This window comes from Pseudorhodoferax aquiterrae (assembly GCF_014652235.1).
Lineage (GTDB): Bacteria > Pseudomonadota > Gammaproteobacteria > Burkholderiales > Burkholderiaceae_C > Pseudorhodoferax > Pseudorhodoferax aquiterrae.
Map to the genome: position 1 here is coordinate 1 of NZ_BMYK01000007.1, position 26,315 is coordinate 26,315.

The following is a 26,315-nucleotide window of genomic DNA, read 5'->3' on the forward strand; positions in this document are numbered from 1 at the left end:
AAGTACCCACCAAAGAAAATGCCAGTCAGCGCTTAACTGACTGGCATTGGGCCGGTGGCCCCCTTGCGGTGCGCGGCGCCTGCCGCCGAATGTCACTGCAGCTTGAACAGCGCGGCCTTCTTGCTCACCTCGATCTGCTTGGGGCTGCGCGCCCACAGCTCCAGCATGTTGGCCGTGGTGCCGACGGCGTAGCGGCCCTGGCCGCTGGCATCGCAGTGCTTGTCCGCCGAGGTCTGCGCAGAGCAGTAGATGATGGTTTTGCGCGCCGTGCTGGCCACGCCCGCAGTGTCATTGAAGCGTGCGCCGTTCTGGCCCGCGGTGGTGCTGCCGAATGGCGCACGGCCCAGGATGCCGATGGAGGTCGGTGCCAGCGCTCCCGACGGGACGGTCCAGGCATCGCCGCCGGCGTCGGTGTCGATGTAGGCCACCTCGGGGGTGTCGAACAGCGCGTAGCCGTTGGCCTGTGACTGCGCGACGAGCTCGGTGCGCAACGTGGGCGTCAGCTCCGCGAACACGCGGCCGGTGCGGATCTCTCCGATGGTCTCGGCCCGGCGCACCGTGCGGTAGTACTGCACGACGTTGGGCACGCTGCTGTCCGCATGGAAGAACTCGATGGTCCAGACGCCGTTGTTGCCCAGCGCGGCGATCTGCGCCTCGGTGTACTGCGGCGTGGTGTAGACCAGGTTCTCCTTGTCCTGCGGATTGCCGGCCAGTGCGGTGTCGCGGTAGGCGCCGGCCAGCCGCAGCACGGGCGAGCCGGTGGGCGTGACGCCGTCCGGTGCGATCGTGAGGTAGGACAGTCCGGGCTGCGGCAGCATGGTCAGCGTCAAGCCGAGCGGCGAGGTCACCATCACCTTGCTGAAGATGGACACGCCATTGGCGGTACGGTTGTCGACCTGGATGTTGTAGCCCGTGGTGTAGTAGCTGAATGCCGGCGTGTTGAGCAGGTCGCGGTCTTCCGAGAAAGGCCGGATCGTCACCGGGTAGGTGTTGCTGTTGCCCACCAGGCGCAGCGTGCCGTCGGCATCGGCATGCGCGGCGAGCAGGTCGAAGTCCTGGTTGCCGACCGTGTCGACCCACTTGTAGCTGATGACCATGTCGCCGTTGGCGCGGAAAAACTCCACCTCGCCGGGCGTCCACTGCAGGCCCGTGGCGCCGTAGCGGAACAGGCTCGCGAAGGCGCCGCCGTTGTTGGCGTTGCGGCCCACGCCGACCTTGTTGGAGAGGAAGGTGGCCGGGTCGCTGTTCTGGAACAGCCCACGGCAGACCGCGGCCTTCACGTTGCTGGCAGTGCCGATGGCGCTGGTCGTGTCGCTGGTCGCGCTGTCGACCCGCTGCGTGAGCGGCAGCGCGTAGCAGTCGTTCAGCCGCTTGAAGAGGTCGGCCACCCTGGACGGCGCGGGTACTGGCGCCAGCGCCGCCACGACGGCGCTGGAGACCGTCGGGAGCGTCGCGTCGCTGCTGCTGAACTTCAGTGGTTCGGGCTGCGCGCCCGCGTCCGTCGGGACGGTCTTGACCGTCACCTCGATGTTGGCGGCCGTGCCGCTGGGCTGCACGGTCACCGAGATGCTGTCGAGCAGCTTGTCCTGCCCGGTGCCGTCGGCCGTGAGTGCACCGGCGATGGGGTCGATCGTGAGGCCCAGCGCGGTGAGCAGCGGCTGCAGCGCGGCCAGCAGCGCGCTGGACTGGGCCTGCAGTGCAGCTGCCGTGACCGACTGGGGCGCGGCGGCCAGCTTGGAGGGATCGCCGTTGGGCGCCAGCCGCGCGGCGATGATGGTCGTCAGCGGCGTGACGTTGGCACGTGTGTCGCCCGTGGCCGCCGTGGCGCTGTAGAGCATCTGGTCGTCCCTGGCCGCGCGCAGCACGAGCGGCCGTGCTGCGGTGGGCGCCAGCGTGCAGCTGAAGCTGCCGTCGGCGGCGGTGGTGGTCTCGCAGACGCTTGCGCCGCTGGCATCGGTCACCTGCAGCGCCGCACCGGCGAACGGTGCCCCGGTGGCGGCCGTGCCGGTCAGCGTCGTGGCGACCGGTGCAGGCGGTTCGGGTTCCGGCTCCGGATCGTCGCCGCTTCCACCGCCGCCGCAGGCGACCAGCGCCGCTGCTGCGCCGAGGCTGGTCAAGGCCCAGCGCAGGCGGCCGGGGAAGGGGCTGCGCTGCGCAGCTTCTCGGGATACACCGTTCGTCATGGTCACTCCTCCTCGCATGGTTGTTGCAAAGCGTGAAGAAGTGTGCGCGGTGCCATCCCCCGGTCGCATCATCCAAATGAACGATGGCGAGGCGGCCGCGTTCAGTCCAGCGCAATGCCCTCGGACTGGATCACGGCGCCCCAGGCCGGCACCTCGGCCGCGATGCGTTTGGCGAACGCAGCCGGGTCGCGCATCGTGAGCTCGCCCTGCGCACTCAGCGCTGCCTTGGCCTTCCCATCGGTCAGCAGGCCCTGGGCCGCGCTGTTGAGCCGGGCGACGGTCTGCGGCGGCGTGCCGGCGGGAACCAGCAGGCCGATCCAGAAGGCCACGTTGAAGTCCGGGATGCCGGCCTGCTCCATGGTCGGCACCTCGGGCAGCAGCGCGATGCGCTGCGGGGAGGTCACGGCCAGCGCCTTGAGCTTGCCGGCCTGGATGTGCGGCACGGCGGTCAGCACGTCGAAGGAGCTGTTGAGTTCGCCTGCGATGGTCGCCAGCTGCGCCTGCGCCGTGCTCTTGTAGGGCACGTGCGTGGTGTTGATCTTGGCGCGGTTGTTCAGCATCGCGTAGCTCAGGTGGGCGATGTTGCCCGCGCCCGGCGAGCCGTAGCTGATCGCGCCCGGGTTGCGGCGCGCGTACTGCACGAGGTCGGCCACGGTGGCGATGCCGTTCTTGCCGGCCCATTCGGGGTTGGCCGTGAGGATGAAGGGCGCCTCCAGCACCATGGTCACGGGTGCGAGGTCGGCCGTCTTGTAGCTGAGCTTGCGGTAGAGCTGCGGGTTGATCGTGATGCTGCTGGAGTTGGTCAGCAGCAGCGTGTAGCCGTCGGGCGCGGCGCGCGCGGCCTCGGACACGCCGATCACGCCGTTGGCGCCGACCTTGTTCTCCACGACCACGGGCTGGCCCAGGGAGCGGCCCAGGGTGTCGGCCACCACGCGGGCCACGGTGTCGGTGAACGAGCCGGCCGGGAAGGGCACGATCATGCGGACCGGCTTGCTGGGCCAGGCGTCCTGGGCCTGGACGGGCAGCGCGGCGGCGCAGGCCAGCGCGAGCGCCAGCTGCAGTGTGTTGCGACGGGAAGGGGGATTGGCGTGTCTCATCTCGGTCTCCTGGGGTTGTGGTGTCGTCAGGCCGCGGTGCGGCCGGTTTTGGGCCGCGCGCTGCGGCCCGTGATGGCGCGCTGTTCCAGTGCGGCCAGCTGCGCGGGCGTGAGGCCCAGCCGCTCGCCCAGCACCTGGGCCGTGTGCTCGCCCAGGGTGGGGGCGACCTGGCGGATCGGCAGCGGCCGTCCGTCCTGGCGCAACGGCGTGCTGCCGCTGAGGTAGTGGCCCACGTGTGCGCGCTCCAGCCGTTGCCAGAAGCCGCGCGCCCGCAGGTGGGGGTCGTCCATGAGGCGCGGGATGGAGCGCACGACGCCGGCGCTGACGCCGGCCTGCTGCAGTTCCTGCATGGCCGTGTCGGCGCTGCGCGTGGCGGCCCAGGCCGCCACGGCCGCGTCGAGCCGGTCCTGCTGCGCGCGCCGGCCCGGCGCCTGCAGCAGCCCGGCATCCGCCGCGAGGTCCGGCCGGCCGAGCACGCCGCACAGCGCCTGCCACTGGGCATCGGTGCGCACGCTCGCGACGAGCCAGTCGTCCGGTCCCGCGCAGCGCCAGCAGCCGTGCGGCGCGTGCAGCGGGTGGCGGTTGCCCTGGCGCTGCGCCACCGCGCCATGGACCGACTGCTCCAGCACGAAGGGTGCGGCCATGGGCAGCATGGCCTCGACCTGCGACAGGTTCAGGAGCATGCCCTGGCCGGTGTCGCGCTGCACGCAAAGCGCCAGCAGCAAGGCCGCGCCCGCGTTGAGCCCACCCACCGGATCGCCGTAGGCGTAGGAGGTCATGGCCGGCGGCCCGTCCGGGTGGCCGGTGTGCAGCGGCAGCCCGCTTGCCTGCTCCAGCGTGCCGCCATAGGCCCGCGTGTCGCTCCAGGCATTGCCCAGGCCGAAGGCCGGCATGGAGACCATGACCAGGCGCGGGTTGACCTTGCGCAGCGCGGCATCGTCCAGCCCGAGCTTGGGCAACACCTCGGCCGAGTAGTTCTCGACCACCGCATCGGCCTGGGCCACGAGCTGCAGCAGCAGCTGGCGGCCTTCGGGCCGCGCCAGGTCCAGCGTGATGCCGCGCTTGTTGCGGTTCATGAGGTTGAAGTTGGCATTCTTCTCGTACAGCCGCTCGCGGTAGAACTCCTCAGTGAAGTTGGCACCGCGCCACCAGTCCGGGTAGACCGTGCTTTCGACCTTGACGACCTCGGCCCCCAGGTCGGCCGCCGTCCGCGCGGCCAGCGGGCCGGCCCAGCCCATGGTCAGGTCGACGATGGTGGTGCCTTGCAGCGGCAGGCCGTGCGCGGTGCCGGATGCGCGCACCGGCAGGTGCAGGAGCCCTGCGCCGCGGTAGTGCGCGTTGTCGGCGCCGCGTGCAGGCGCCGCGCCACCGCGCAGCGGGCCGGCCGCACCCAGGCGCAGCGGGACGATGGGGCCTTCGCAACGCGCCGCGCCTGCCGTGACGGGCACGAAGGCGTGGCGCTGGCGGTGCACGTCCTGCGCCAGCAGCTCGGCCATAGTGGGCACCAGCACCGTGGGGTGCTTGCGCGCACCCAGGTCCGCGAACCACTGCTGCGCGGTGCGGGTGCGCAGCGCGTCGCGCAGCATGGCGTCGATCTCGTCGGCGCGTGCCATGCGTTCGGCGCCGTTGGCGTAGCGCGGATCGTGCGCGAGTTCGGGCCGGCCAATGGCCTCGCACAGGGCCACCCATTGCGGCAGCGTGTGCGTGAAGATGCCGATCCAGCCCTCGGCCGTGGCGTAGATGCCGGTCGGGTGCGTGCCGCAGAAGCGGTTCACGCCCAGGCGCGGCGCGTGGCGGCCGTCCTGCACCATGCCGGCTTCCATCTCGACCGTGTGGAACACCGCCTCATGCACGCTCAGCACGTAGCGGCGGCTGCCGTGCGCGCGGCCCATCCAGGCCGCCACCGCGGCCGAAAAGGCCATGAGACCCGCGGCGATACCGGTTTGCAGCTCGTGCGGCATGTGCGGCGGTCCCTCGACGGGGCCGCTGTTGAACACCGCGCCCGACAGCGCGCGGCAGACGGCCTCGGAACCCGTGTAGGCGCTGTAGGGACCATCCTCGCCGAACCAGGTGAAGACGATCTCCACCGCCGGCGGCGCCGCGCCCGCGATGGGCCGCTCCAGGACCGACAGGCCCGCGTCCAGTGCGCGTGCATCGAGCACCACGTCGCAGGTCTGCGCCAGCCGCTCCAGCCAGCCGGCATCGGCGACCGGGTCGGCCGCCACGCTGCGCTTGTTGGTGTGGAGCCAGGCCCACAGCGCACTGCGCGGCTCCGATTCGCCGAGCAAGGGCGGCATGCGCTCCCAGGCGTCGCCGCCCGGCGCCTCGACCTTGACCACCTCGGCGCCGAAGTCCGCGAACAGCTTGCCCGTGTAGGCCAGCGCCGGCCCGGTGCCGATCTCCAGCACGCGCAGGCCGCGCAGCGCGAGCTGCGCCGCATCCGGCGCGCGGGCCATGCTGTCTCCCTGCATCGCGCTCACCACGCGTCCACGAAGCCGCGGCGCGCACGCTGGCCGCGCAGCGCGGCCGAGGCGATGCCCTTGGCGATCCACTGGCGAGTCTGCGCCGGGTCGATCACGGCGTCGATCTCCACGGCCGCGGCGGTCGAGATCGCATGGCCACGCTCGTAGGCCTGGGCCACGAGGCGCTCGTACAGCGCGCGCCGCTCGGGGCCGTCCGGCACCGCCTCCAGCTCCTTCTTGAAGCCCAGCGTGATCGCGCCCTCCAGCCCCATGGGCCCGAACTCGCCCGTGGGCCAGGAGATGGTGAAGCTGGCCGAGCGGAAGCCACCCCCGGCCATGGCCATGGCGCCCAGGCCGTAGCCCTTGCGCAGCGTCACGGCCAAGAGGGCCACGCGCAGCTTGGCCGCGACCAGGAACATGCGCGAGACATGGCGCACCTGGGCTTTGGCTTCGACCTCGGGGCCGACCATGAAGCCGGGCGTGTCGATCAGCGAGACGATGGGCAGGCCGTGCGCATCGCACAACTGCATGAAGCGCGCCGCCTTGTCGGCCGCGTCGGCGTCGATGGCGCCGCCCAGGTGGTGCGGGTTGTTGGCCATGATGCCCACGGGCTGGCCTTCCACGCGCGCCAGCGCCGTGTGGATTCCGAGGCCGAAGCCGCCGCGCAGCATCAGCACGCTGCCGCTGTCGGCGATGCCCTCGATGGCGCGGCGCGTGTCGTACACGCGCAGCCGGTTCTCGGGCACGACCTGGCGCAGCCGCAGCGGGTCGGGCGCGCTCCAGTGCTGCAGCGGCCCCTGGAACATCGAGAGGTAGTGCTTGGCCGCCTGCACGGCCTGGGCTTCGTTGTCGACCAGCACGTCGATCACGCCATTGGCGTACTGCACGGGCGCGGGCCCCACGTCCTCGGGCCGGTAGATGCCCAGGCCGCCGCCTTCGATCATGGCCGGGCCGGCCATGCCGATGTTGGCCGAGCGGTCCGCGATGATCACGTCGCAGCAGCCCAGGAAGGCCGCGTTGCCCGCGAAGCAGCGGCCCGATACCACGCCGACCACGGGCACCTGGCCCGACAGGTCGGCAAAGGCCGCGAAAGAGGGCTGGTACAGGCCCGAGACGGAGGGAAAGTCCACGTCGCCGGGCCGCCCGCCGCCGCCTTCGGCCAGCAGCACGAGCGGCAACTCGTCGCGCAGCGCCACCTCGACGATGCGGTCGGTCTTGATGTGGTTGCGCTTGCCCTGGGTGCCGGCCAGCACGGTGGCGTCGTAGGCCATCACGGCGCTCTGCGCGCGGTCCTTGGCGACGACCGCGCCGTTGATGCTGCCGATGCCGGTGATGAGGCCGTCGGCCGGCGTGTTGGCGATCAGGTCGGCCTGGCTGCGCCGGCTGGCCTGGGCCGCGAGCGCGAGGGCGCCGTACTCGACGAAGCTGTCGGCGTCCACCAGGTCGGCGAGGTTCTCACGCGCCGTGCGTTGGCCGCGTGCGCGCCGGCGCGCCACGGCTTCGGGGCGGGCCGCGTCGTAGAGCGGAGCGTGGCGGTCGAGCACGCGTTGCAGGTCCGGGCGGATGGCGCTGGGGTCGGTGGCCGCGCTGGCCTGCACCGTGGCGACGTCGAGTTCGGCCGGCTCCAGCAGCACGAGGATCTGGCCTTCGGTGGCCTGCGCGCCGGGCGCCAGCTGCACGGCCAGCACGCGGCCGGCGGCCTCGGCGGCGACGCTGTGCTCCATCTTCATGGCGTCGAGCACGGCCACGGTCTGGCCCGGCTGCACGAGCGTGCCCGGTGCGACGGAGACTTCGACGACACGGCCGCTCAGCGGCGCGCGCACGGCAAGCGTGCCGGCCGGCGCGGCCTGTTCGGCGTGCGCCGTGGGCTCGGCCGTGGCAGCGGTGGCCAGCCCCAGGGCTGCGTCGCGGGCGCGTTCTGCTTCGGCGATGGCGGCGGCCGTGGCCAGCAGTTCGGGCGCGATCGCTTCGAAGTGGCGCGTGTGCACGTCCTGCGCGGCGAAGTCGGGCCGCGCCACGAGCGCGCGCAGCAGGTCCAGGTTGGTCGCGATGCCGGCGATGCGGAACTCCGCCAGGCTGCGCTGCAGCCGCCGCACGGCGTCGCTGAACCGGGGGCTCTGGCTGGTCACGATGAGCTTGGCCAGCAGCGTGTCGAAGCTGGGCGGCGGTGCGTAGCCGGCGCTGCCGTGCGTGTCCACGCGCACGTCCGGACCGGCCGGCAGCTCGAAGCGCTCGAGCCGGCCGTGCGCGGGCCGGGCCTGGCCCTGTGCGTCGCTGGCCTCGGCGTTCACGCGCACCTGGATCGCGAAGCCGCGCGGCTGCGGCGGCGCGGCCGGGTCCAGGCCCAGCGCGCGCAGGCTGCGGCCGCCGGCCAGGCCCAGCTGCAAGGCGACCAGGTCCACGCCCGTGACCTGCTCGGTCACCGTGTGCTCCACCTGCAGGCGCGGATTCGCCTCGATGAAGACGAAGCCGGTCTGCTGGCCGGCCGCGTTCTCCTCGACCAGGAATTCGAAGGTGCCGAGGCTCTGGTACTGCACGCGCCGCGCGAGCAGCCTGGCTGCGCCGACGATGCGCTCGCGCAGCGCGGCGTCGAGCACCGGGCTGGGCGCGATCTCCACGAGTTTCTGGAAGCGCCGCTGCAGCGTGCAGTCGCGCTCGCCCAGCGCCACGACGTCCTGGCCGTCGCCGGCGATCTGCACCTCGATGTGGCGCGCGCGGGCCACCAGGCGCTCGGCGTAGAGCGCGTCCACGCCGAAGGCGCTCGCGGCCTCGGAGCGGCAGCGCGCATAGGCCTGTTCCAGGTCCTCGCGGCGGTTCACCACACGCATGCCGCGTCCGCCGCCGCCGCCCACGGCCTTGATCACGATGCCGCTGCCGCCCTGGGCGTCGAAGAAGGCGGCGATCTCCTCCAGGGAGGCGGCGCCGGCCGTGGCGGGCATGACCGGCACCTCGCAGCTGCGCGCCAGCGCCAGCGCGCGGCCCTTGTCGCCGAACAGCGCGAGCTGCTCCATTGTGGGGCCGACGAAGCGGATGCCGGCGTCCGCGCAGGCCTGGGCGAAGTCGGCGCGCTCGCTCAGGAAGCCGTAGCCCGGGTGCACGGCGTCGCAGCCCGTGGCGCGGGCCGCGGCCAGCATGGCATCGATGTCGATGTAGGCGGCCGGGCCGCTGGCGGCCAGCGCATGGGCCTCGTCGGCCAGCAGGCGGTGGCGCGCGGCGGCGTCGTCCTGGGCATAGACGGCCACGCTGGCGATGCCGAGGTCGCGCGCGGCACGCTGCACGCGCAGCGCAATCTCGCCGCGGTTGGCGATGAGCAGCTTGTTCAAGAAAGTCTCCTGTGTTGTCGTGTGGAAGAGGAAGCTCAGGCGGCCGGGCGCGCGACCAGCTTGAAGACGGCCCGCGCGACGGCCACCACGGTGCCGGCCGCATCGACGATCTCGCCCTCGCAGAAGGCCAGCGACTTGCCGCGCCGCGTGCAGCGGCCGACCACGGTGAGGTCGCTGCGCGCGGGTTCGTAGAAGTGGGTCGTCATGTCCACGGTGATGACGCCCAGGCGCTGCGGGTCGTGGGCGCGCGCCGCGCCGCTCAGCGTGAAGTCCAGTGCGCTCATGAGCGTGCCGCCATGGATGTCGCCGCGGCTGTTGACGAGGTCGGGCCGCATGGCCAGCAGCGTGCGGCACTGGTCGTTGTCCATCAGGAGCGGGCGCAGGCCGATGTGTTCCATGAACGGGATCTCGAGCCCGAAGTAGCTCACCGCGTCGCGGGTGGTGGAGGGTGTGGTCATGCCATCAGCATTGCAGCGACCGTGCCAGGGCGCTGTCACCCGTGTGGCTGGCGAAAGTGTCTGTGCTGGCTACAGTGGACTGTCTTTTCCGTGTCGTGTGTGTATGCCTGAAGAACAGATTTCCGCAGCCTCGCTGGGCGTGCTGGTACGGCGCCAGGGCGCCGTGGTGGCGGCGCTGGGCCTGGCGGCCGTGCCGGCCACGCAGCAGGCCCTGGCCGTGGCCCTGGCCGCGGCGGGCGACCGCACGCTGTTCGCCCTGCCCCTGCCATTGGGCCCGGGCATCGCCACCGCGCTGCGTGCGGACGGCCTGGAGGTGGTGCTGCTGCGCCCGGCCGACAGCGGCGCGACCCTCTTGGACTTCGTCGCCGCCGTGCCCTTCGCGTTCGACATCCTCGAGCAGATCCTGTCCGATCCCTACCAGGGCATCACGGTGGCGGACCACACCGGCACCATGCGCTACGTGAGCCCCGTGCACGAGAAGTTCCTGGGCCTGCCGCCGGGCGGCGGCGCGGGCAAGCCCGTGGAGCAGGTGATCCGCAACTCGCGTCTGCGCGCGGTGGTCGCGTCGGGCAAGGCCGAGATCGGCCAGCCGCTGGAATTCGGCAATGCCGTCACGCGCGTGGTGAACCGCCGGCCCGTGCGGCGCGACGGCCAGGTCATCGGCGCGGTCGGTCAGGTCATGTTCCGCGACACCGAGGCCGTGGCGCAGATGGCGGCCGAGATGCAGCAGCTGCGCACGCAGCTGGAGTTCTACCGCCGCGAGCTCGACGGACTGCGCGAGAGCCGCGGCGCCGTGGCCGAGCTCGTGGGCGACAGCCAGGCCATGCAGCGGCTGCGCGAGGAGGTGGCGGCGGTCGCTCGGCTCGACGTGCCCGTGCTCGTGCAGGGCGAGAGCGGCACGGGCAAGGAGCTCGTGGTGCGCGCCATCCATGCGCTGGGCCGGCCGGGCCAGGCCCTGGTCAGCCTGAACCTCGCGGCCGTGCCCGAAAGCCTGGTCGAGTCCGAACTCTTCGGCCACGCCGCGGGCGCCTTCACGGGCAGCGCCCGCCAGGGCCGGCCCGGCAAGTTCGAGATGGCCAACGCGGGCACGCTGTTCCTCGACGAGGTGGGCGACATCCCGATGGACGTGCAGATCAAGCTGCTGCGCGTGCTCGAGGAGCGCGTGGCCGAGCGACTGGGCAGCCATGCGGCCCGGCCCTTGAGCTTTCGGCTGGTGTCGGCCACGCACCGCGACATCGGCGCGCTGATCGACGGCGGCGCCTTTCGACACGACCTGTTCTACCGCATCAGCGGCGTGCGGCTGCAGGTGCCGCCGCTGCGCGAGCGGCTGGAGGACATCCCGGCGCTGCTCGCGCATTTCGTGCTGCAGTTCTGCCAGCGCAACGGCCGGCCCATGCCGTGCATCGATCCGGACGTGGCGGCCTGGCTCGCAGAGCAGCCCTGGCCCGGCAACCTGCGCCAGCTGCGCCACCGCATCGAGGAGGCGCTGGTGTTCTCGCCGCCCGAGCGGCTCGCGCTGGCGGCCTTCGGACGCGGCGAGGCGCTGCGCGCAGCGCCAGCACCCCAGCAACAGGCGGCCGCGCCGGCGCGCCTCAAGGACCACGAGCGCAGCGCGGCGCTGCGCACGCTGGCCGAGTGCGGCGGCAACAAGAAGCGCGCGGCCGAGCGGCTCGGCATCTCGCGCTCCTACCTCTACAAGCTTTTGGGCGAATCCGCAGCCAGCCGCCGCTCCAGCCAGGCGCTGTAGCGCGACAGCCCGAAGCACAGGCACCAGTACACCAGCGCGACGAACAGGTAGCCTTCCAGGTAGAACGGCCGCCAGGTCGGATCACCGCCCAATGCCAGGCTCAGCGCCCCGGTCAGCTCGAACAGGCCGACGATGGTCACGAGCGAGGTGTCCTTGAGCGTGCCCACGGCGTTGTTGGTCAGCGCCGGCACCACCATGCGCAGCGCCTGCGGCAGCACGATGTGGCGCTGCACCTGCCAGCGCGAGAACCCCATGGCCCTGGCCGCGTCGACCTGGCCGCTGGGCACGGCCTGCAGGCCGCCGCGGATGATCTCGGCCAGGTAGGCCGCCACGAACAGCGCCAGCCCGGCCAGCACGCGCAGCAGCACGTCGGGCCGCCAGCCGGCCGGCCACAGCAGCGGCAGCAGGTAGGAGGCCATGAACAGCACCGAGATCAGCGGCACACCGCGCACCAGTTCGATGGTGCCGGCCGAGAGCGCGCGCGCCGGCCACCAGGACGCGCGCCGCGCCAGGGCCAGCACCAGCGCGAGCGGGAAGGCCAGCGCCAGGCCCACGACGGCCAGGCCGATGGTCAGCGGCAGCCCGCCCCAGCGGTTGGTCGGCACGGCGGCCAGGCCCAGCGCGCCGCCGCCCATCAGCAGCACGGTCAGCGCCAGCACGGCCAGCCACAGCGGCGCCAGCCACCAGCGCCAGCTGCGCGGCCAGGCCGACAGCAAGGTGGTGCCTGACAACAGCACCATGGCCACGGCCGGGCGCCACTGTTCCTCGAACGGGTAGCGGCCGAACAGCAGCGGCCGCCACTTCTCGGCCACCACGCCCCAGCAGGCGCCGTGCTCCAGCGCGCGGCAGGCCGCGGCATCGGGCCGGAAGATGGCCTGCAGCAGCGCCCAGTCCAGCGCATGCCAGCCGGCCCAGGCCAGCAAGGCGAGCAGCACGGCCGTGACCAGCGCGCGCGCCGGCGAGCCGAACAGTTCGGCTTTCCAGCCGGCCATGGCGCCTGCCGCGTTCACCGCCAGCCCCGCAGCGCCACGCGCGCGTTGTAGACGTTCATCGCGGCCGAGATCAGCAGCGAAAGCACGAGGTAGACCGCCATCACGATGGCGATGCACTCGAAGGCCCGGCCCGTGGAGTTCAGCGAGGTGTTGGCCACGGAGACCAGTTCGGGGTAGCCCACGGCCACGGCCAGCGAGGAATTCTTGACCAGGCTCAGCAGCTGGTTGGTCAGCGCCGGCACGATCACGCGCAGCGCCTGCGGCAGCACCACCAGGCGCAACTGCTGGCCAGCCTGCATGCCCAGGGCCTGGGCCGCGAGCTTCTGGCCGACGGCGACCGAGCCGATGCCGGCGCGCACGATCTCGGCCACGAAGGCCGCGGTGTACAGCGCCAGGCCCAGCACGATGGTGAGGTACTCCGGGCTCAGCGCGGCGCCGCCGATCACGTTGAAGGCCGTGGGTTCGGGCCAGTCCAGCCGGCTGGGCCAGAAGGCCCCGTCCTCGCGCACGGGCCAGGGCAGCGACAGGCCGCCCTTGCTGAGCCACCAGCCCGGCAGCAGCTGCACCGGCTCGGTGGAGTCGGGCAAGAGGTGCGTGAGCGCGAAGTACAGCATCAGCAGTTGCACCAGCAGCGGCACGTTGCGCAGCGTTTCCACATAGGCCGTGCACAGCGCACGCACGAGCAGGTGCGAGGTGAGCCGACCGATGCCCAGCAGCGTGCCCAGCACCACGGCCAGCAGCGCAGCCGGCACGGCCGCGCGCACGGTGTTGACGACGCCGGCCATGAAGGCGCGCGCGTAGCTGTCGCCCGAGTCGAAGGCCAGCCAGCCCTCGGCGATGCCGAAGCCGGCCGGCTGCTGCAGGAAGCCGAACTGCGCGGCCAGCCAGGCCCACAGGCCGGCCACGCCGGGCACATCACGCAGCAGCCAGAGCGCACCGACCAAGGCCGCGAACACCAGCAGCGCCCACAGCGCTGCGGGCAGGCGCGCCGTCGGCGTCATTTCACCGGCATTGCGTACAGCAGACCGCCCCTGTTCCACAGGTTGTTGACGCCGCGCGGCAGCGCCAGCGCCGACTTGGGACCGACGTTGCGCTCGAACATCTCGCCGTGGTTGCCCACGGCCTTGATCGCGTGGTAGGACCAGTCCTTGTCCAGGCCCAGCAGCTTGCCCAGGTCGTCGCCGGTGCCGATCAGGCGCTGCTGCGCCGGGTCCTTGCTGCTGGTACGCAGCTGGTCGATGTTGGCCTGGGTGATGCCGAGTTCCTCGGCTTCGATCAGCGCATTGGGCACCCACTTGACGATGGCGAACCATTCGTCGTCGCCGCGCTTGACGGCCGGGGCCAGCGGCTCCTTGGAGATCAGGTCGGGCAGGATGAGGTAGTCGTCGGGGTTCGGGGCTTCCTTGTTGCGCAGGCCCGCCAGCGCCGAGGTGTCGGTCGTGAAGGCCTGGCAGCGGCCCGAGAAGAAGGCCTTGAACGAGGCCTCGAAGCTCTCGAACACCACGGTCTTGACCGGGATGCCCTGGGCTTTGGACCACTCGGCCACGTTCTTCTCGTTGGTGGTACCGGCCTGGGTGCAGATGGTCGCGCCCTTGAGTTGCTTGGCGCTCGTGACCTTGATCTTTCGGGGCACCAGGAACCCCTGGCCGTCGTAGTAGTTGATCGTCGTGAAATGGAGGCCCAGCGAAGCGTCGCGCGTGAGGTTCCAGGTGGTGTTGCGCGTGAGGATGTCGACCTCGCCGGCCTGCAGCGCCGCGAAGCGCTGCTGCGAGTTCAACGGCACGAATTCGGCCTTCTTCGGATCGCCCAGCACGGCGGCGGCAATGGCGCGGCAGGTGTCCACGTCCAGGCCCGACCAGTTGCCCTGGGTGTCGGGCGCCGAGAAGCCGGCCACGCCGTTGGTCACGCCGCACTTGACGGTGCCGCGCGCCTTCACGGCGTCCAGCGTCTTGCCGGCCTGGGCGGTGGTGGAGGCCAGGGCCAGCAGCAGAGCGCCGGCGGCCAGGGCCACGGAGTGGATCTTGCGCATGAGTCGATTCCTCGTCGGATGGAAGGGGCCGGCGACGCCGCCGGCCGGTGGCGGGGCAGTTTACGTGTCAGCGCCGCAGCAGGTTCACAAGCGGGCGGCCGGCGCGGTCGCGGTAGACGTCGAAGTCGGCATCGATGGACAGGATGTGGCGCAGCTTCAGCCGCGCGGCGGCCTCGGCGACCGACGCATCGGCCAGGTCGAAGGGCAGGTCGGCGAAACGCTCGGACAGGCGCAGCACCTCGGTCAGCGAACCCTCGGCCGCGCGGTCCAGCGCGATCGCGCCGCGCTGCGCCCAGCGCAGGAAGTCCAGCGCAGCGTCGTTGTGGATGCGGCGCGCCAGCAGCGCGCAGACCTCGGTGGCCACGCACCAGGTGGTGACCAGGCTGGCGGCCGGGTTGGCCCGCAGCCAGCTGCGCACCGGCGCGTGCCAGCGGTCGGTGCCGTTGAACAACGCGATCAGCGGTCCGCTGTCCACGAGCACGCTGCCGGCATGGGCAAGCCAGGGCGCGGAGGGCTCGCGTACGGCGAGCGCCGGGGTCTTGCGCGCAACCATGCGCGTGCTAGCCGCCACGCCGCGCGTGGCGTGCGGCCCAGGCATCGGCCGCCCGCTGCTTGCGGCCCTGGGCGAGGTCGGCCGGGCCCTGGTGCCGGCCGAACAGGTCTTCGCCCATGGCATAGGCCGAGCGCGGCGCCTCGGCCTCCGGTTGCGCCAGGTAGCTTTGCAGCGCCGCGCGCACGACATCGCTGGTGCTGCGGCCGGTGCTGGCGGCGCGCTGGCGCAGACGCTCCTCCAGTGTGGCTTCGAGCTTGATCGTGACGGTCATGGTGGGCGGTTGGTGTCTTCGTAATACCGATCGTATTTTCGAAGTGATCGCCTGTCAACGGACGGCGTCCGTATGATGGCCCGATGCCCCGGCCAAGGCCTGCTGCCTCGTCCCCGTCCTCGCGGCGCCGCACGCGCGAGTCGGGCGTGTTCGTGCGCGACACCCCGGGCGTGCGGTCGCTGGAACGCGGCCTGCAGCTGCTGCGCGCGTTCCGGCCCGGCATCACCTCGCTCAGCAACGCCGAACTCGCCGAGCGCACGGGTTTTCCGCGCGCCAGCGTGAGCCGGCTGGCGGCTACGCTGGTGTCCGAGGGCTTTCTGGACCACGAGGTGTCCACCGGTCTGTACCGGCTCGGCGCACCATTCCTGGGGCTGGGGCTGGCGGTGCGCAATGGCTCGACGGTGCTGCAGACCGCACTGCCCTTCATGCGCGAGGTGTCCGAGGGCCAGCGCATCAACGTAGGCCTGGCCCTGGCCGACGACTGCGACGTGGTCTACCTGGACTCCGTGCGCAAGAGCCACCTGGGCATCTTCCGCCACATCATCGCCGGCACCCGGCTGCCGATGGCCGAGACGGCGCTGGGCCGGGCCTGGCTGGGCGGGCAGACCCCGGCCGCGCGCCGGCAGATGCTGGACCTGCTCGCGCTGCGCTACGAAGAGCGCTGGGGCGGCATCCGGCGCGATCTGGCGACTGCGCTGGCGGCCGTGCGGCGCGACGGCTATTGCGGCTTCGACCACCGCAACGGCGTGATGGCGGTGGCGGCCCCGCTGGTGCTGCCGGGCCACCCGGTGCATGCGCTCAACATCAGCTACCGGGCGCCGGCCGAGGACAGGCAGCGTGCGACCGAGCAGCAGTACGCCGAACTGCTGCTGCGCACGGCCGCACGCATCCGGCGCGCGCTGGCCTGAGCGCTGCGTTCAGGCCGCCTTCGGCGCTGCGGCGCCAAGCGCCCCGGACGCCGCCAGCCGGGCGATCTCGGGCGCATCCAGCCCCAGGTACTCGGCCAGCACCTCGGCCGTGTGCTCGCCGAGCCGCGGCTCGCGCACCAGCGGCAGCGGGTCGAGGCCCTCGAAGCGCAGCGGGCTGTTGTGCAGCACCACCTCGCCGAGGTCCGGGTGCTGCGCGCGCTGCAGCATGCCGCGCGCGTGCAGGTGCGGATCGGCCACGACCTCGGCCAGGTCGCGCACGGGCGCGCAGGGGAAATGGTGGGCCTGGGCCAGGGCCTGCAGCTCGGCGCGCGTGTGGCGCTGTGTCCAGCCCTCCACCAGCGCGTCGACCTCGTCCATGATGGCCGCGCGCGCGGGATGGTCGGCATAGCGCGCGTCGTCCGCGAGCTCGGGCCGGCCCATGGCCCGCACCAGGTTGCCCCAGTGGCCGGGCGTCACGCACATGATGGTCACGTGGCCGTCGGCCGCGCGGTAGGCGTTGTAGGGTGCCAGCCCCAGGCCGCCATGCCGGTTGCCGGTGCGCAACGGTGCCTGCGGGTTCTCGAAGAACACCGTGAGGTTGGAGGCCATGGGCGGGTACATCGCGTCCTGCATGGCGATCTCCACGCGGCGGCCACGGCCGGTGCGCGCGCGCTCGTACAGCGCGGTCATGATGGCCGCGTACAGGTGCGTGCCGCCCAGGAAGTCCGCGAAGGCGGGCCCGGCCTTGACGGGCGGCCGGTCGGGCCAGCCCGTCAGCGCCATGGCGCCGCTGGTGGCCTGGATCGTGAGGTCCATGGCCAGCCGGTCGCGGTCGGCGCCCCAGCTGCCGTAGCCCGAGGCGCTGGCATAGACCAGGCGGGGGTTGGCGGCCAGCAAGGCCTCGGCGCCGATGCCCAGCCTGTCCATCACGCCAGGCGCGTAGTTCTCCAGCACCACGTCGAACTGCTGCGCGAGTTCCATGAACAGGCGCCGCCCCTCGGGATGCTTGAAGTTCAGCGCGATGCCGCGCTTGTTGCCGTTGAGCATGGCCAGCGGCAAGGTGGCGGCGCGCCGCGCGCGGCCGGCCTCGCCGCCGGGCGGCTCGACCTTGACCACGGTGGCGCCGGCCATGGCCAACAGGAAGCCGCAGTAGGGGCCCTGGTAGATCTGGCCGAGGTCCAGCACCTTGAGGCCGGCCAGCGGGGCAGTCGGAGGCGTCGTCATGGTCAGCCCGCCGTGATGTTGGCCTGCTTCACCACGCGCGCCGTGCGCTCGTGGTCCAGCCGCATGTAGGCCAGTGCGTCGGCCGGGCCCAGGAAGGCCGGCGGCGCGCCGCCGGTGGTGATGAAGCGCTGCACTGCGGCAGGGTCGGCCACCGCGCGTTGCGCGGCCTCGCCGAGCCGCTGCACGATCTCGGCCGGTGTGCGGCTGGGCACGAACAGCCCGGTCCAGCCCTCGATGCCGTAGCCGGGCGCCTGCTCGGCGATGGCCGGCAGGTCCGGGTAATCGGCCTGGCGCTCGGTGTTGGTCACGGCGATGGGCCGCACCTGGCCTGCGCGCAGGAACACGGCGGCGGGCGCGCGGCTGTCGAACGCGAAATCGATCCGCCCGCCGGCCAGGTCGGTGAGCGACTGCACGTTGCCGCGGTAGGGCACGTGCACGGCCTGCACGCCGGCCAGCAGGTTCAGCATCTCGCCGGCGATGTGCGTGGAGTTGCCCACGCTGCTGGAGCCGAAGCTGAGCTTGCCCGGGTTGGCCCGGCCGAAGGCGATCAGCTCGGCCAGTGTCTTGAACGGCGAGTGGGCGGGCACCAGCAGCAGAAAGCCGCCCATGGTCACGCGGCACACGGGCAGCAGGTCGCTCATGGGCGCGTAGGGCAGGTTGCGCACCACGCCCGAAATCAGGATGCTGCCGGCCGAGTACAGCTGCGTGTAGCCGTCGGGCGCGGCGCGCGCCACGGCCTGCGCGGCGATGTGGCCACCGCCGCCCGGTCGGTTGTCGACCACGACGGACTGGCCGATCCCGGCCTGCAGCCCGGGCTGCAACAGCCGGGCGGTGATGTCGACCACGCCGCCGGCCGTGGAAGGCACGAGCAGGGTGATCGGCCGGCTGGGCCAGGCTTCGGCGTGCAGGCGTACCAGCGGCAGGGCCGCCGCCGCGGTGACCAGGGCGCGTCGTCTCAATGGCATGGTTGTCTCCTGCGGTGGATCGTGCGTGCCCGGCTGCATCGGCCGGCGCATCGCGCAGCGGTGCTAGCGGAAGCGCGCGAGCGTGTTGCGGGCCACCACCATGCGGTGCACTTCGGTGGGGCCTTCGTAGATGCGCATGAGCCGTACGTCGTTGGCCATCTGCTGCAGCGGCAGCTCCTTGGTCATGCCCATGGCGCCGAAGGTCTGCATGGCCCGGTCGACCACCTCCCAGGCCATCTCGGTCGCGTAGGCCTTGACCATCGAGGTCTGGGTGCGCACGTCCAGGCCGCGGTCGATGCGCCAGGCGCATTCGTAGGTCATGAGCCGCGTGGCATGGATGCGCGTGGCGGCGTCGGCAATCCACCACTGGATGGCCTGGCGCTCGGACAGCGGCAGGCCAAAGGTCTTGCGCTGCGGCGCATAGGCGCACAGCATGTCCAGCGCGCGCTGGGCCTTGCCGATGGCCCAGGCCGCCATCTGCACGCGGCGCGCGCCGAGCCGCGCCTGCATGGGCTCGAAGCCCTGGTCCAGCTGGCCGAGCAGCTGGCCCGCGGGGATGCGGCAGTCTTCGAACACCACTTCCCAGGTGGTTCCGCCGCCGATCATCGGGATCTTGCGCGCCGGGATGAAGCCCGGCGTGCCCTTGTCCACGATGAAGGCCGAGATGCCGCCGCGCGCGCCCGGTGTGCCCGAGGTGCGCGCCATCACGATGCCGAAGTCGGCGCGCTCCAGGTTGGAAATCCAGATCTTGCGGCCGTTGAGCACCCAGTGGTCGCCGTCGCGCACGGCGCGCGTGGACAGGCCCGAGGGGTCGCCGCCGGCGCCGGGCTCGGAGATCACGATGGCCGACTTCACCTCGCCACGCACATAGGGCTCCAGGTAGCGCTTTTTCTGCTCGGGCGTGGCCGTCAGCATGAGCAGGCGCAGGTTGGGCGTGTCCGGCGGCAGGTAGTAGTGCACGATGCTCTGCCCGATCTCCTCGTTGACGCCGACCATGGCGGCCACGGGCAGGTCGGCGCCGCCGATCTCCTGCGGCGCGTCCAGGCCCCACAGACCCAGTTCGCGCGAGCGGCCGTCGATGCGCGCGCTTTCCTCGGGCGACAGCGCGGTGCCGCCGCCTTCCGTCTCGCGCCGCAGCAGCGTGGGCTCCAGCGGGATCAGCTCCTCGCGCACGAAGCGGGCCACGAGGTCCTTGAGCATGCGCCACTCTTCCTTGAGCTCGAATTCCATGGGTGCCTCCTTCGGTGTCCGGGGTGTTGGGTCAGCTGCGCTGGGCGCGGTGCGCGTCCCAGTCGGCGTCGCTCCATTCGCAGAGGTCCTCGGCGCCCGAGGTGCGCAGATGGGCGCCGCCGTCGATGGCGATGGATTCGCCGTTGATGTAGGCCGCGTCGGCCGACAGCAGGAAGGCTGCGAGGCTGGTCAGCTCCTCGGGCCGGCCGCTGCGGCCCAGCGGGTTGCGCAGCCCCGGGCTGTGCCCGGCCGCGCGCGCGGCCGGCAGCAGCTGCCGCGTCGCGCCCGGCGTGGGGAAGGGGCCCGGCTCGATGGCCACGAGGCGGATGCCGCGCCCGCCCCATTCCATGGCCAGGCTGCGCGTCATCGCGAGCACGGCGGACTTGGCCATCGCCGAGGGCACGGTGAACGGCCGCCCCGTGCGCACGGAGGTCGACAGGATGCTCAGCACGCTGCCGCCGCGCCCCGCATCGATCCAGCGTCGGCCCATGCCGTGCGTGCAGTACAGCGTGCCGTGCAGCGTGGTGGCCAGGATGGCGTCCATGGCGCGGGCGGACATCCTGTGCGTCTGGGCGATGAAGTTGGCCGCGGCGTTGTTGACCAGGGCGTCGACCGGCCCATCGCGCCAGGCCGCGTCCAGCATGGCCTCGACCGACTCGCTCTGGCGGATGTCGCAGGCCAGCACGGTCACCTGGGCGTCCGACTCCGCGCGCAGGCGCTGCGCCGTGGCCTCCAGCGCCTCGGGGCGCCGGCCGCACAGCACCAGGGCCGCGCCCAGGCTGGCGAAGCGGGCCGCCATTGCGGCGCCCAGGCCGGTGCCGCCGCCGGTCACGAGGATGCGCTGGCCCTGGAGCAGATCGTTGCGGTACATGTGCTCTTCCGTTGCATGTGGTGCGGCCATTGTTCTGCCGATACGGGCACGGCTGCGGCTTCCAATTCCGGAGAACGGAATTGGCCGCACGGATGCCAACCCCTGCGGCAACGCGCAACGGAAACAAAAAGGGCCCGGCGGCTGGTCGTCACAGACCGGCCGCCGGGCCCGTGCGGGGCGTCAGGGGCTCAGCTGCCCAGCTTGGGCTGCAGCGGCGTGGCCGTCAGGTAGCCGACGGCGGCGCTGTGCTTGTTGTCGTAGTTGGTGTTGATCAGCGCGTCGATCTGGTTCTTCAGCGCCGTGTCCAGCGCCGGGAAGCGGTTCCACTCGTCGCCGGCGTGCTGGAAGTTGCTCATGATGTAGGTCCAGCCGTTGATCTCGTCCACCGCGTGCAGGCCGGTGGATTCGGCGCCGGCCGGGCACGACAGCAAGCGCTCCAGCGCCTTGGTGTCCACGTTGTAGGCCCACAGGAAGTTGTTCAGGTGGTTGCCGCTGTCCTCGCCGATGAACAGCGTGCGCAGCTTTTCGGAGAACTTGAGGTTGTCCGGGCTCGCGATCTTGGCCGGGTTGGCGGTGTTGCCCAGGCTGTCGGCCGCGATGTCCTCGCCCTTGAGCAGCAGGCGCGATTGCGTGGGCACCCACTCGCTGTTGATCGCGGTGCCGTCCTTGTCCTTCTGGCCCGCGGCCATGTCGTGCGCGAGGATGCCGCCGGCGGTGATCTTGGGAAACGCCACGTTGTGGGCTTCCACATAGCCCGAGCCACCGACGACCATGGAATCCTGGATGTTGGCCAGCGCCGAGTAGGCCACCTTGTCCTTGGCGTTGGCGGTCGTGCCTTCCATCTTGGTGAAGGCCATGCTGCCGCCCTTGAGCGCCGCGTAGCGGTGCGTCTCGAGGAACGCGGCGGCCTTCTCCTGGCCGGCCTTCAGACGCACCCAGGCGGTCTTCTTGTTCAGCACGATCTTGGTGTAGCTCGCATCGCCCGGGTCGGTCGTCGTCGAGTCCATGATGTCGGTGGGCTGGATGTTGGCCACGTTCACGAGGTCCTCGATCTCCTGACTCGTGGCATGGCCCAGCTTGATCCACTGGATCTTCGCGGTCGAGGTGTCGGTCAGCTTGTCCAGGTACTTGGCCACGTACAGCGTGCCGGCGGACAGGTCGCGGGCCTTGTCGGCCACGAACATGAAGAAGCCGCCGTTGGTGGCGTCGTCGCCCATCAGCGCGGTGCGCTCGTCGGGCAGCACGTGGATCAGCTCGTGCGAGATGCGGCCCAGGCAGAAGTGCTTCTTGATCGTCGCCGTGCCATCGGCCTTGACCGTGACTTCGGGCAGGTGGCCGTAGTTGTAGGCCTTGGCACTGGTCTCGTTGCCGTAGACGTTCTTGCTGTAGGCCTTGAGCGTGGTCAGGCTCTGGCCGGCCAGGCCCTGGTTGAAGGCATCGGGCTCGTACTCTTCGCTGGACAGGTGCGTGCCCCAGGGCGACAGGCTGGCGCCACAGGTGATCCACAGGCCGTGCACCTTGGAGGTGTCCACGTTGTGGTACTTGGACAGGCTCAGGTGGCCGTTGGCCGGGTCCTGCTTGAGCGTCAGCACGGCAATCGGCGAGGGCAGCGTGCCGTAGGCGCTGGCACCGGACTGGTCGGCCGTCGTGTACTCGAACTGGACCACGGCGAACACCGTGTTGGCCGGCGCGCCCTCCACTGTCAGCAGCGAGGTGCCGTCCGGGCAGTCGGAGAAGAACTGGCGCTCCTTGCCGGCGACGCTCCTGTCGATGATGGGCTGGTTGTTGATGTCGTAGTAGCCGCCTGCGACCACGTTGGCGCCGCTGGTACTGGTCACCTGCTGGCCGGTCAGGAAGAAGGGCTGGTAGGCCAGCTGGTAGGTGGTGCTGGTGCCGTCGGCGTAGCTGACCTTGAGGCTGGAGCCCACCGTGGTGGTGGCGAGCGCGGCCGGGTTGCTGGCGGCCGGCGCGGCCATGCCCGTGAACTGGGCGGACGCGAAGCGCAGTTCGTCGTCGTCACCGCCGCCGCAGGCGGCCAGCGTGGAGGCGAGCAGGCCACCGGTGCCGAGCGGCAGCATGGGAGCGCCGGCCAGCAGCTGAAGCATGCGGCGGCGCGACGGAGCGGGAGTCGTGGGGAGGTTGGACATCGGTCTGGGCTCCAGAAGAGCCTGTTGTTTTGGATGGGAACGCGATGGCGGATGCCATGCTGCGCGCCGCGATCCTAGGATCGACCGATGACAGTGCTGTTACAGCGCCGTGACGCCGGCCGGCGCGCGCGGCGCCGGCCGCAGGCGCGCTCAATGGTTGTCGCGCGGCACGCCGAAGGTGGCGTGGATCTTCTGGTACTTGACGGCCGGCTTGAGCACCATGCCGTCGGCCAGTTCGCCGACCACCGCGCGCTGGATCTCCTGCCAGGGCGTCTGGCTCGGCGGGAACTGGTAACCGCCCGCGGCTTCGAGCGCCGCGCGCCGCCGGGCCAGTTCCTCGTCGGACACGAGCATGTCGGCGCGGCGCTTGCGAAGGTCGATGCGCACGCGGTCGCCGGTCTTGAGCAGCGCCAGGTTGCCGCCGGTGGCCGCCTCGGGCGAGGCGTTCAGGATGGACGGCGAGCCCGAGGTGCCCGACTGCCGGCCGTCGCCGATGCAGGGCAGGGCCGTGACGCCCTTCTTGAGCAGGTAGCTCGGCGCGCGCATGTTCACCACCTCGGCCGCACCCGGGTAGCCCACGGGGCCCACACCGCGCATGAACAGCACGCTCTCGCCCGTGATCTTGAGCTTGGGGTCGTCGATGCGTGCGTGGTAGTCCTCGGGGCCGTCGAACACCACGGCCGGGCCTTCGAAGGCCATGGGGTCCGCCGGATTCTCCAGGTAGCGCTGGCGGAACTCGGGCGTGATCACGCTGGTCTTCATGATGGCCGAGTCGAACAGGTTGCCCTTGAAGTTCAGGAAGCCGGCGTCCTTCTTGAGCGGCTTGGCGTAGGGCAGGATGACGTCGCGGTCGGTGCTGAAACGGCCCGTGCAGTTCTCCACCAGCGTCTTGCCGTTGGCCGTGATCGCAGGCTGGATCTTGTCCTTGGCGATCAATTCGGCCACCACGGCCGGCAGGCCGCCGGCGCGGTAGTAGTCCTCGGCCAGGTACTTGCCGGCCGGCTGCAGGTTCACGAGCAGCGGCACCTTGTAGCCGTGCTTTTCCCAGTCGTCGTTGGACAGCGGCACGCCGATGTGCTTGGCGATCGCGTTCAGGTGGATGGGCGCATTGGTCGAGCCGCCGATGGCCGAGTTGATGACGATGGCGTTCTCGAAGGCGGCCCGCGTCATGATGTCCGAGGGCTTCAGGTCCTCGCGCACCATCTCGACGATGCGCCTGCCCGTGAGGTAGGCCATCTCCTGGCGATCGCGGTAGGGCGCCGGGATGGCGGCCGCGCCCGGCAGCGTCATGCCCAGGGCCTCGGCCAGCGCGTTCATGGTCGAGGCCGTGCCCATGGTGTTGCAATGGCCTGTGGACGGTGCCGAGGAGGCCACCAGCTTCAGGAATTCCGGATAGCCGATCTCGCCGGCGGCCATGAGCTCGCGCGCCTTCCAGACGATGGTGCCCGAACCCGTGCGCTCGCCCTGGAACCAGCCGTTCAGCATCGGGCCGCTATTGAGCGCGATGGCCGGGATGTCCACGGTGGCGGCGGCCATGAGCTGGGCCGGCGTGGTCTTGTCGCAGCCCGTGGTCAGCACGCAGCCGTCGATCGGGTAGCCGTACAGGATCTCGACCAGCGAGAGGTACTGCAGGTTGCGGTCCAGCGAAGCCGTGGGCCGCTTGCAGGTCTCCTGGATCGGATGGATGGGGAACTCGAAGGCCACGCCGCCCGCATCGCGGATGCCTTCCTTGACGCGCTCGGCCAGCACGATGTGGTGGCGGTTGCAGGGCGCGATGTCCGAGCCGGTCTGGGCGATGCCGATGATGGGCCGGCCCGATTGCAGCTCCTCGAACGACAGGCCGAAGTTCATGGTGCGCTCGATGTAGAGCGCCGTCATGTCGGCGTTGGACGGATTGTCGAACCAGGCCTGCGAGCGCAGCCGCTGCGCGGCGCGGGCCGCTTTCGGCGCCTTGCTGGCCTTCTTCGTCTTCGTGGCGTGCGCGGCCTCGGCCTTGCTCGCGGCCGTCTTCACCGTGGCGTCCTTCTTGCTCATTGCAATCCCTTGAGAGTCTCAGCTGCGTTGGGGCCGGCCTGGCAGTCGGCGATGTACTCGCGGATGATTTCCGCAAAGTTGGTATAGGGGTGCAAGCCCAGTTTCTCGGCCCGTTTGGCGGTGCCGCCACTGGGCCAGTTGGCCACGATGCCGGCGATGCGCTCGTCGCGCTCGAAGCGCACCAGCGCGCGCACCTTGGGGCCGGCCACTTCCTCGAGCGCGGCCAGCATGTCGGCCACGCGCACGTTCAGGCCCGGCAGGTTCAGCGCGAGGCGGCCGTTCAGCTGCTCGCGCGTGGCCTCGTAGACCTTGATGAGCCCGTCCACGGTCTGCGAGGGCGAGGACATCGGGTGCGAGACCTCCGGATCGACCGGGCAGGTGGTCGCGATGCCGGCCAGCGGCTCGCGGATGATGCCGCTGAAGAAGCCCGAGGCCGCGCCGTTGGGCCGGCCCGGCCGCACCGTGACCGTCATGAGCCGGGCCGAGCGGCCGTCCAGGTAGCCCTTGCGCGTGTAGTCGGCGATCAGGTACTCGCACATGAGCTTGTGCGTGCCGTAGGAGGTCTGCGGCGCGGGCAGCGTGTCGTCGGCCACGGTGCCGGGCCAGGCGAAGGACGGGTCGGGCCCGAACACCGCCACCGAGCTGGAGAACACGAAACGCGGCACCTTGCCGGTCTTGGCCGTGCGTGCGCGCAGCGCGTCGAGCAGCGCGCGCGTGCTGTCCAGGTTGGAGCGCAAGCCCAGTTCGAAGTCGAGCTCGCATTCGCCCGACACGGCCGAGGCCAGATGGAACACGCCGTCGAAGTCCTCGCCCTCGAACGCCGTGGTCTGCGAGAGCAGCGTGCCGGTGCGCGCCTCGACCCGCGCATCGGCGAGCAGGTCGGCCGGCGGCGGCGCGATGTCGGTCAGCACCATGCGGTCGATCGTCTGGCCGCCGAGCTGTCCGCGGGCCAGCAGTGTGCGCGCCAGGCGCGCGCCGACGAAGCCGCCGCCGCCGGTGATCAGGAGTTTCATGTGGGTCGTCCTTGTGAGAGGGGTTGGGAAGTCTTCTTGCGCCGGCCGGCGATCACGCCGCCTTCGACCAGGCGCTGTTCGCCGTGCAGGATGTGGTCCACCGCGCAGCGCCGCGCGGTGGCGGGGTCGCGTGCCGCGATGGCGTCGACCACGGCGCGGTGCTCCAGCTGCACGGCCTGCATGAAGTCGGCGCGGCGCGCTTCGTTGCCGCGCGTGATGCGCATGCCTTCGCGCAGGTACTGTTCGAGAAAGCCCAGCAGCAGCCGGAACTGCGGGTTGCCCGTGGCCTCGCCGATCAGACGGTGAAAACCCAGATCCTCGGCCACGCCGTCGCGGCCTTCGGCCACGGCCAGGTCGATGGCCTTGAGCTGGCGGCGCATGCCGGCGATCTGGCTGCGCGTGGCGCGCTCGGCCGCCAGCGCGGCGATCTCGCCTTCGAGCACGCGGCGCACTTCGACCACATGGACCACGGCCTCCACCGAACCCAGCACGCGCGGGTCGAAGGCCAGCGGCTGGTGCGCAGGCGCCGCCGCCACGAACACGCCCGAGCCCTGGCGCGAGACCACCAGCGAGAGCGACTTGAGCTGGTGCACGGCCTCGCGCACCACGGTGCGCGAGACGCCGTGGGTCTGGGCCAGCTGCTGTTCGGTGGGCAGGCGTTCGCCGGGCTGCAGGGCGCCGGTGGTGATCTGCCGGGCCAGGCGCTGGGCCAGGCGGTCGGACAGCCGATCCGCCTCCTGCCGCAGGGGTTGGACCGCGGGCGGGGCGGGGACGGCGAGACGGATGGGCACGGTCGGGCGCTCGGAAA

General features: G+C 71.4%; 20 protein-coding genes. 2 read left to right on the forward strand and 18 right to left on the reverse strand.

All coding sequences use genetic code 11. The annotated features are described in order from the left end of the window. Positions 1-92: 92 nt before the first annotated feature. The 5 genes from IE209_RS13460 to IE209_RS13480 form a co-directional block, all read right to left on the reverse strand. Complete coding sequence (locus IE209_RS13460; protein WP_189687472.1) at positions 93-2,183, reverse strand: carboxypeptidase regulatory-like domain-containing protein; 2,091 nt, start codon at positions 2,181-2,183, stop codon at positions 93-95. A gap of 101 nt (positions 2,184-2,284) precedes the next feature. Continuing rightward, positions 2,285-3,280: a Bug family tripartite tricarboxylate transporter substrate binding protein gene (locus IE209_RS13465; RefSeq protein ID WP_189687473.1), complete on the reverse strand. Its 996-nt coding sequence runs from the start codon at positions 3,278-3,280 to the stop codon at positions 2,285-2,287. A 26-nt stretch (positions 3,281-3,306) separates the two neighbouring features. Further along, positions 3,307-5,736, reverse strand: a complete 2,430-nt coding sequence (locus tag IE209_RS13470) for a CaiB/BaiF CoA-transferase family protein (protein ID WP_189687474.1) — start codon at positions 5,734-5,736, stop codon at positions 3,307-3,309. 20 nt (positions 5,737-5,756) lie between these two features. Beyond that, a complete protein-coding gene (locus tag IE209_RS13475; RefSeq protein ID WP_189687475.1) occupies positions 5,757-9,065 on the reverse strand; it encodes an acetyl-CoA carboxylase family protein in 3,309 nt (1,102 codons plus the stop codon). A 35-nt stretch (positions 9,066-9,100) separates the two neighbouring features. After that, positions 9,101-9,523 (reverse strand): PaaI family thioesterase, encoded by a 423-nt coding sequence (locus tag IE209_RS13480; protein WP_189687476.1) that lies wholly within the window; start codon positions 9,521-9,523, stop codon positions 9,101-9,103. Positions 9,524-9,626: 103 nt separating this feature from the next. On the opposite strand from IE209_RS13480, the gene IE209_RS13485 reads away from it, so the two are divergent. Then, on the forward strand, positions 9,627-11,270 hold the full coding sequence (locus IE209_RS13485) for a sigma-54 interaction domain-containing protein (protein WP_189687477.1): 1,644 nt from the start codon (positions 9,627-9,629) through the stop codon (positions 11,268-11,270). Here the strand turns inward: IE209_RS13485 and IE209_RS13490 are convergent. The 5 genes from IE209_RS13490 to IE209_RS13510 form a co-directional block, all read right to left on the reverse strand. Then, positions 11,216-12,262, reverse strand: a complete 1,047-nt coding sequence (locus tag IE209_RS13490) for an amino acid ABC transporter permease (RefSeq protein WP_189687478.1) — start codon at positions 12,260-12,262, stop codon at positions 11,216-11,218. The genes IE209_RS13485 and IE209_RS13490 overlap by 55 nt on opposite strands. A gap of 14 nt (positions 12,263-12,276) precedes the next feature. Further along, positions 12,277-13,263: an ABC transporter permease subunit gene (locus tag IE209_RS13495; protein WP_189687479.1), complete on the reverse strand. Its 987-nt coding sequence runs from the start codon at positions 13,261-13,263 to the stop codon at positions 12,277-12,279. Then, positions 13,260-14,291: an amino acid ABC transporter substrate-binding protein gene (locus tag IE209_RS13500; RefSeq protein WP_189687480.1), complete on the reverse strand. Its 1,032-nt coding sequence runs from the start codon at positions 14,289-14,291 to the stop codon at positions 13,260-13,262. Before IE209_RS13500 ends, IE209_RS13495 begins: the two co-directional genes overlap by 4 nt. 67 nt (positions 14,292-14,358) lie before the next feature. Next, positions 14,359-14,844, reverse strand: coding sequence for a type II toxin-antitoxin system VapC family toxin (locus IE209_RS13505; RefSeq protein WP_189687481.1), 486 nt, complete (start codon positions 14,842-14,844; stop codon positions 14,359-14,361). Positions 14,845-14,851: 7 nt separating this feature from the next. Continuing rightward, complete coding sequence (locus IE209_RS13510) at positions 14,852-15,115, reverse strand: ribbon-helix-helix protein, CopG family (protein ID WP_189687482.1); 264 nt, start codon at positions 15,113-15,115, stop codon at positions 14,852-14,854. Positions 15,116-15,198: 83 nt separating this feature from the next. On the opposite strand from IE209_RS13510, the gene IE209_RS13515 reads away from it, so the two are divergent. After that, on the forward strand, positions 15,199-16,023 hold the full coding sequence (locus IE209_RS13515; RefSeq protein ID WP_189687483.1) for an IclR family transcriptional regulator: 825 nt from the start codon (positions 15,199-15,201) through the stop codon (positions 16,021-16,023). Positions 16,024-16,032: 9 nt separating this feature from the next. Here IE209_RS13515 and IE209_RS13520 read toward each other — a convergent pair whose 3' ends face one another. The 8 genes from IE209_RS13520 to IE209_RS13555 all read right to left on the reverse strand — a co-directional run bounded on the left by IE209_RS13520 (position 16,033) and on the right by IE209_RS13555 (position 26,298). After that, positions 16,033-17,247: a CaiB/BaiF CoA transferase family protein gene (locus IE209_RS13520; protein WP_189687484.1), complete on the reverse strand. Its 1,215-nt coding sequence runs from the start codon at positions 17,245-17,247 to the stop codon at positions 16,033-16,035. A 2-nt stretch (positions 17,248-17,249) separates the two neighbouring features. Continuing rightward, positions 17,250-18,212 carry a Bug family tripartite tricarboxylate transporter substrate binding protein gene (locus tag IE209_RS13525; protein ID WP_189687485.1) on the reverse strand — a complete coding sequence of 321 codons (963 nt, stop codon included), beginning with the start codon at positions 18,210-18,212 and terminating at the stop codon, positions 17,250-17,252. Between the two features lie 63 nt (positions 18,213-18,275). Next, a complete protein-coding gene (locus IE209_RS13530) occupies positions 18,276-19,442 on the reverse strand; it encodes an acyl-CoA dehydrogenase family protein (RefSeq protein ID WP_189687486.1) in 1,167 nt (388 codons plus the stop codon). A 31-nt stretch (positions 19,443-19,473) separates the two neighbouring features. Beyond that, positions 19,474-20,313 (reverse strand): SDR family oxidoreductase, encoded by an 840-nt coding sequence (locus IE209_RS13535; RefSeq protein WP_189687487.1) that lies wholly within the window; start codon positions 20,311-20,313, stop codon positions 19,474-19,476. A gap of 188 nt (positions 20,314-20,501) precedes the next feature. Next, entirely contained in the window at positions 20,502-22,460 is a 1,959-nt protein-coding gene (locus IE209_RS13540) for a PhoX family protein (protein ID WP_189687488.1), read from the reverse strand. 150 nt (positions 22,461-22,610) lie between these two features. After that, positions 22,611-24,494 carry an IlvD/Edd family dehydratase gene (locus tag IE209_RS13545; RefSeq protein WP_189687489.1) on the reverse strand — a complete coding sequence of 628 codons (1,884 nt, stop codon included), beginning with the start codon at positions 24,492-24,494 and terminating at the stop codon, positions 22,611-22,613. Continuing rightward, on the reverse strand, positions 24,491-25,507 hold the full coding sequence (gene denD / locus IE209_RS13550; RefSeq protein ID WP_189687490.1) for a D-erythronate dehydrogenase: 1,017 nt from the start codon (positions 25,505-25,507) through the stop codon (positions 24,491-24,493). The genes IE209_RS13545 and denD overlap by 4 nt, the downstream gene beginning before the upstream one ends. Continuing rightward, a complete protein-coding gene (locus IE209_RS13555) occupies positions 25,504-26,298 on the reverse strand; it encodes a FadR/GntR family transcriptional regulator (protein ID WP_229882836.1) in 795 nt (264 codons plus the stop codon). The genes denD and IE209_RS13555 overlap by 4 nt, the downstream gene beginning before the upstream one ends. Between the last annotated feature and the right edge of the window lie 17 nt (positions 26,299-26,315).

Coding starts and splice junctions, on each gene's coding strand:
- IE209_RS13460 (WP_189687472.1), bottom strand. CDS start 2,183: ATGACGAACGGTGTATCCCGAGAAGCTGCGCAGCGCAGCCCCTTCCCC.
- IE209_RS13465 (WP_189687473.1), bottom strand. CDS start 3,280: ATGAGACACGCCAATCCCCCTTCCCGTCGCAACACACTGCAGCTGGCG.
- IE209_RS13470 (WP_189687474.1), bottom strand. CDS start 5,736: ATGGCCCGCGCGCCGGATGCGGCGCAGCTCGCGCTGCGCGGCCTGCGC.
- IE209_RS13480 (WP_189687476.1), bottom strand. CDS start 9,523: ATGACCACACCCTCCACCACCCGCGACGCGGTGAGCTACTTCGGGCTC.
- IE209_RS13485 (WP_189687477.1), top strand. CDS start 9,627: ATGCCTGAAGAACAGATTTCCGCAGCCTCGCTGGGCGTGCTGGTACGG.
- IE209_RS13490 (WP_189687478.1), bottom strand. CDS start 12,262: ATGGCCGGCTGGAAAGCCGAACTGTTCGGCTCGCCGGCGCGCGCGCTG.
- IE209_RS13495 (WP_189687479.1), bottom strand. CDS start 13,263: ATGACGCCGACGGCGCGCCTGCCCGCAGCGCTGTGGGCGCTGCTGGTG.
- IE209_RS13500 (WP_189687480.1), bottom strand. CDS start 14,291: ATGCGCAAGATCCACTCCGTGGCCCTGGCCGCCGGCGCTCTGCTGCTG.
- IE209_RS13505 (WP_189687481.1), bottom strand. CDS start 14,844: ATGGTTGCGCGCAAGACCCCGGCGCTCGCCGTACGCGAGCCCTCCGCG.
- IE209_RS13510 (WP_189687482.1), bottom strand. CDS start 15,115: ATGACCGTCACGATCAAGCTCGAAGCCACACTGGAGGAGCGTCTGCGC.
- IE209_RS13515 (WP_189687483.1), top strand. CDS start 15,199: ATGCCCCGGCCAAGGCCTGCTGCCTCGTCCCCGTCCTCGCGGCGCCGC.
- IE209_RS13520 (WP_189687484.1), bottom strand. CDS start 17,247: ATGACGACGCCTCCGACTGCCCCGCTGGCCGGCCTCAAGGTGCTGGAC.
- IE209_RS13525 (WP_189687485.1), bottom strand. CDS start 18,212: ATGCCATTGAGACGACGCGCCCTGGTCACCGCGGCGGCGGCCCTGCCG.
- IE209_RS13530 (WP_189687486.1), bottom strand. CDS start 19,442: ATGGAATTCGAGCTCAAGGAAGAGTGGCGCATGCTCAAGGACCTCGTG.
- IE209_RS13535 (WP_189687487.1), bottom strand. CDS start 20,313: ATGTACCGCAACGATCTGCTCCAGGGCCAGCGCATCCTCGTGACCGGC.
- IE209_RS13540 (WP_189687488.1), bottom strand. CDS start 22,460: ATGTCCAACCTCCCCACGACTCCCGCTCCGTCGCGCCGCCGCATGCTT.
- IE209_RS13545 (WP_189687489.1), bottom strand. CDS start 24,494: ATGAGCAAGAAGGACGCCACGGTGAAGACGGCCGCGAGCAAGGCCGAG.
- denD (WP_189687490.1), bottom strand. CDS start 25,507: ATGAAACTCCTGATCACCGGCGGCGGCGGCTTCGTCGGCGCGCGCCTG.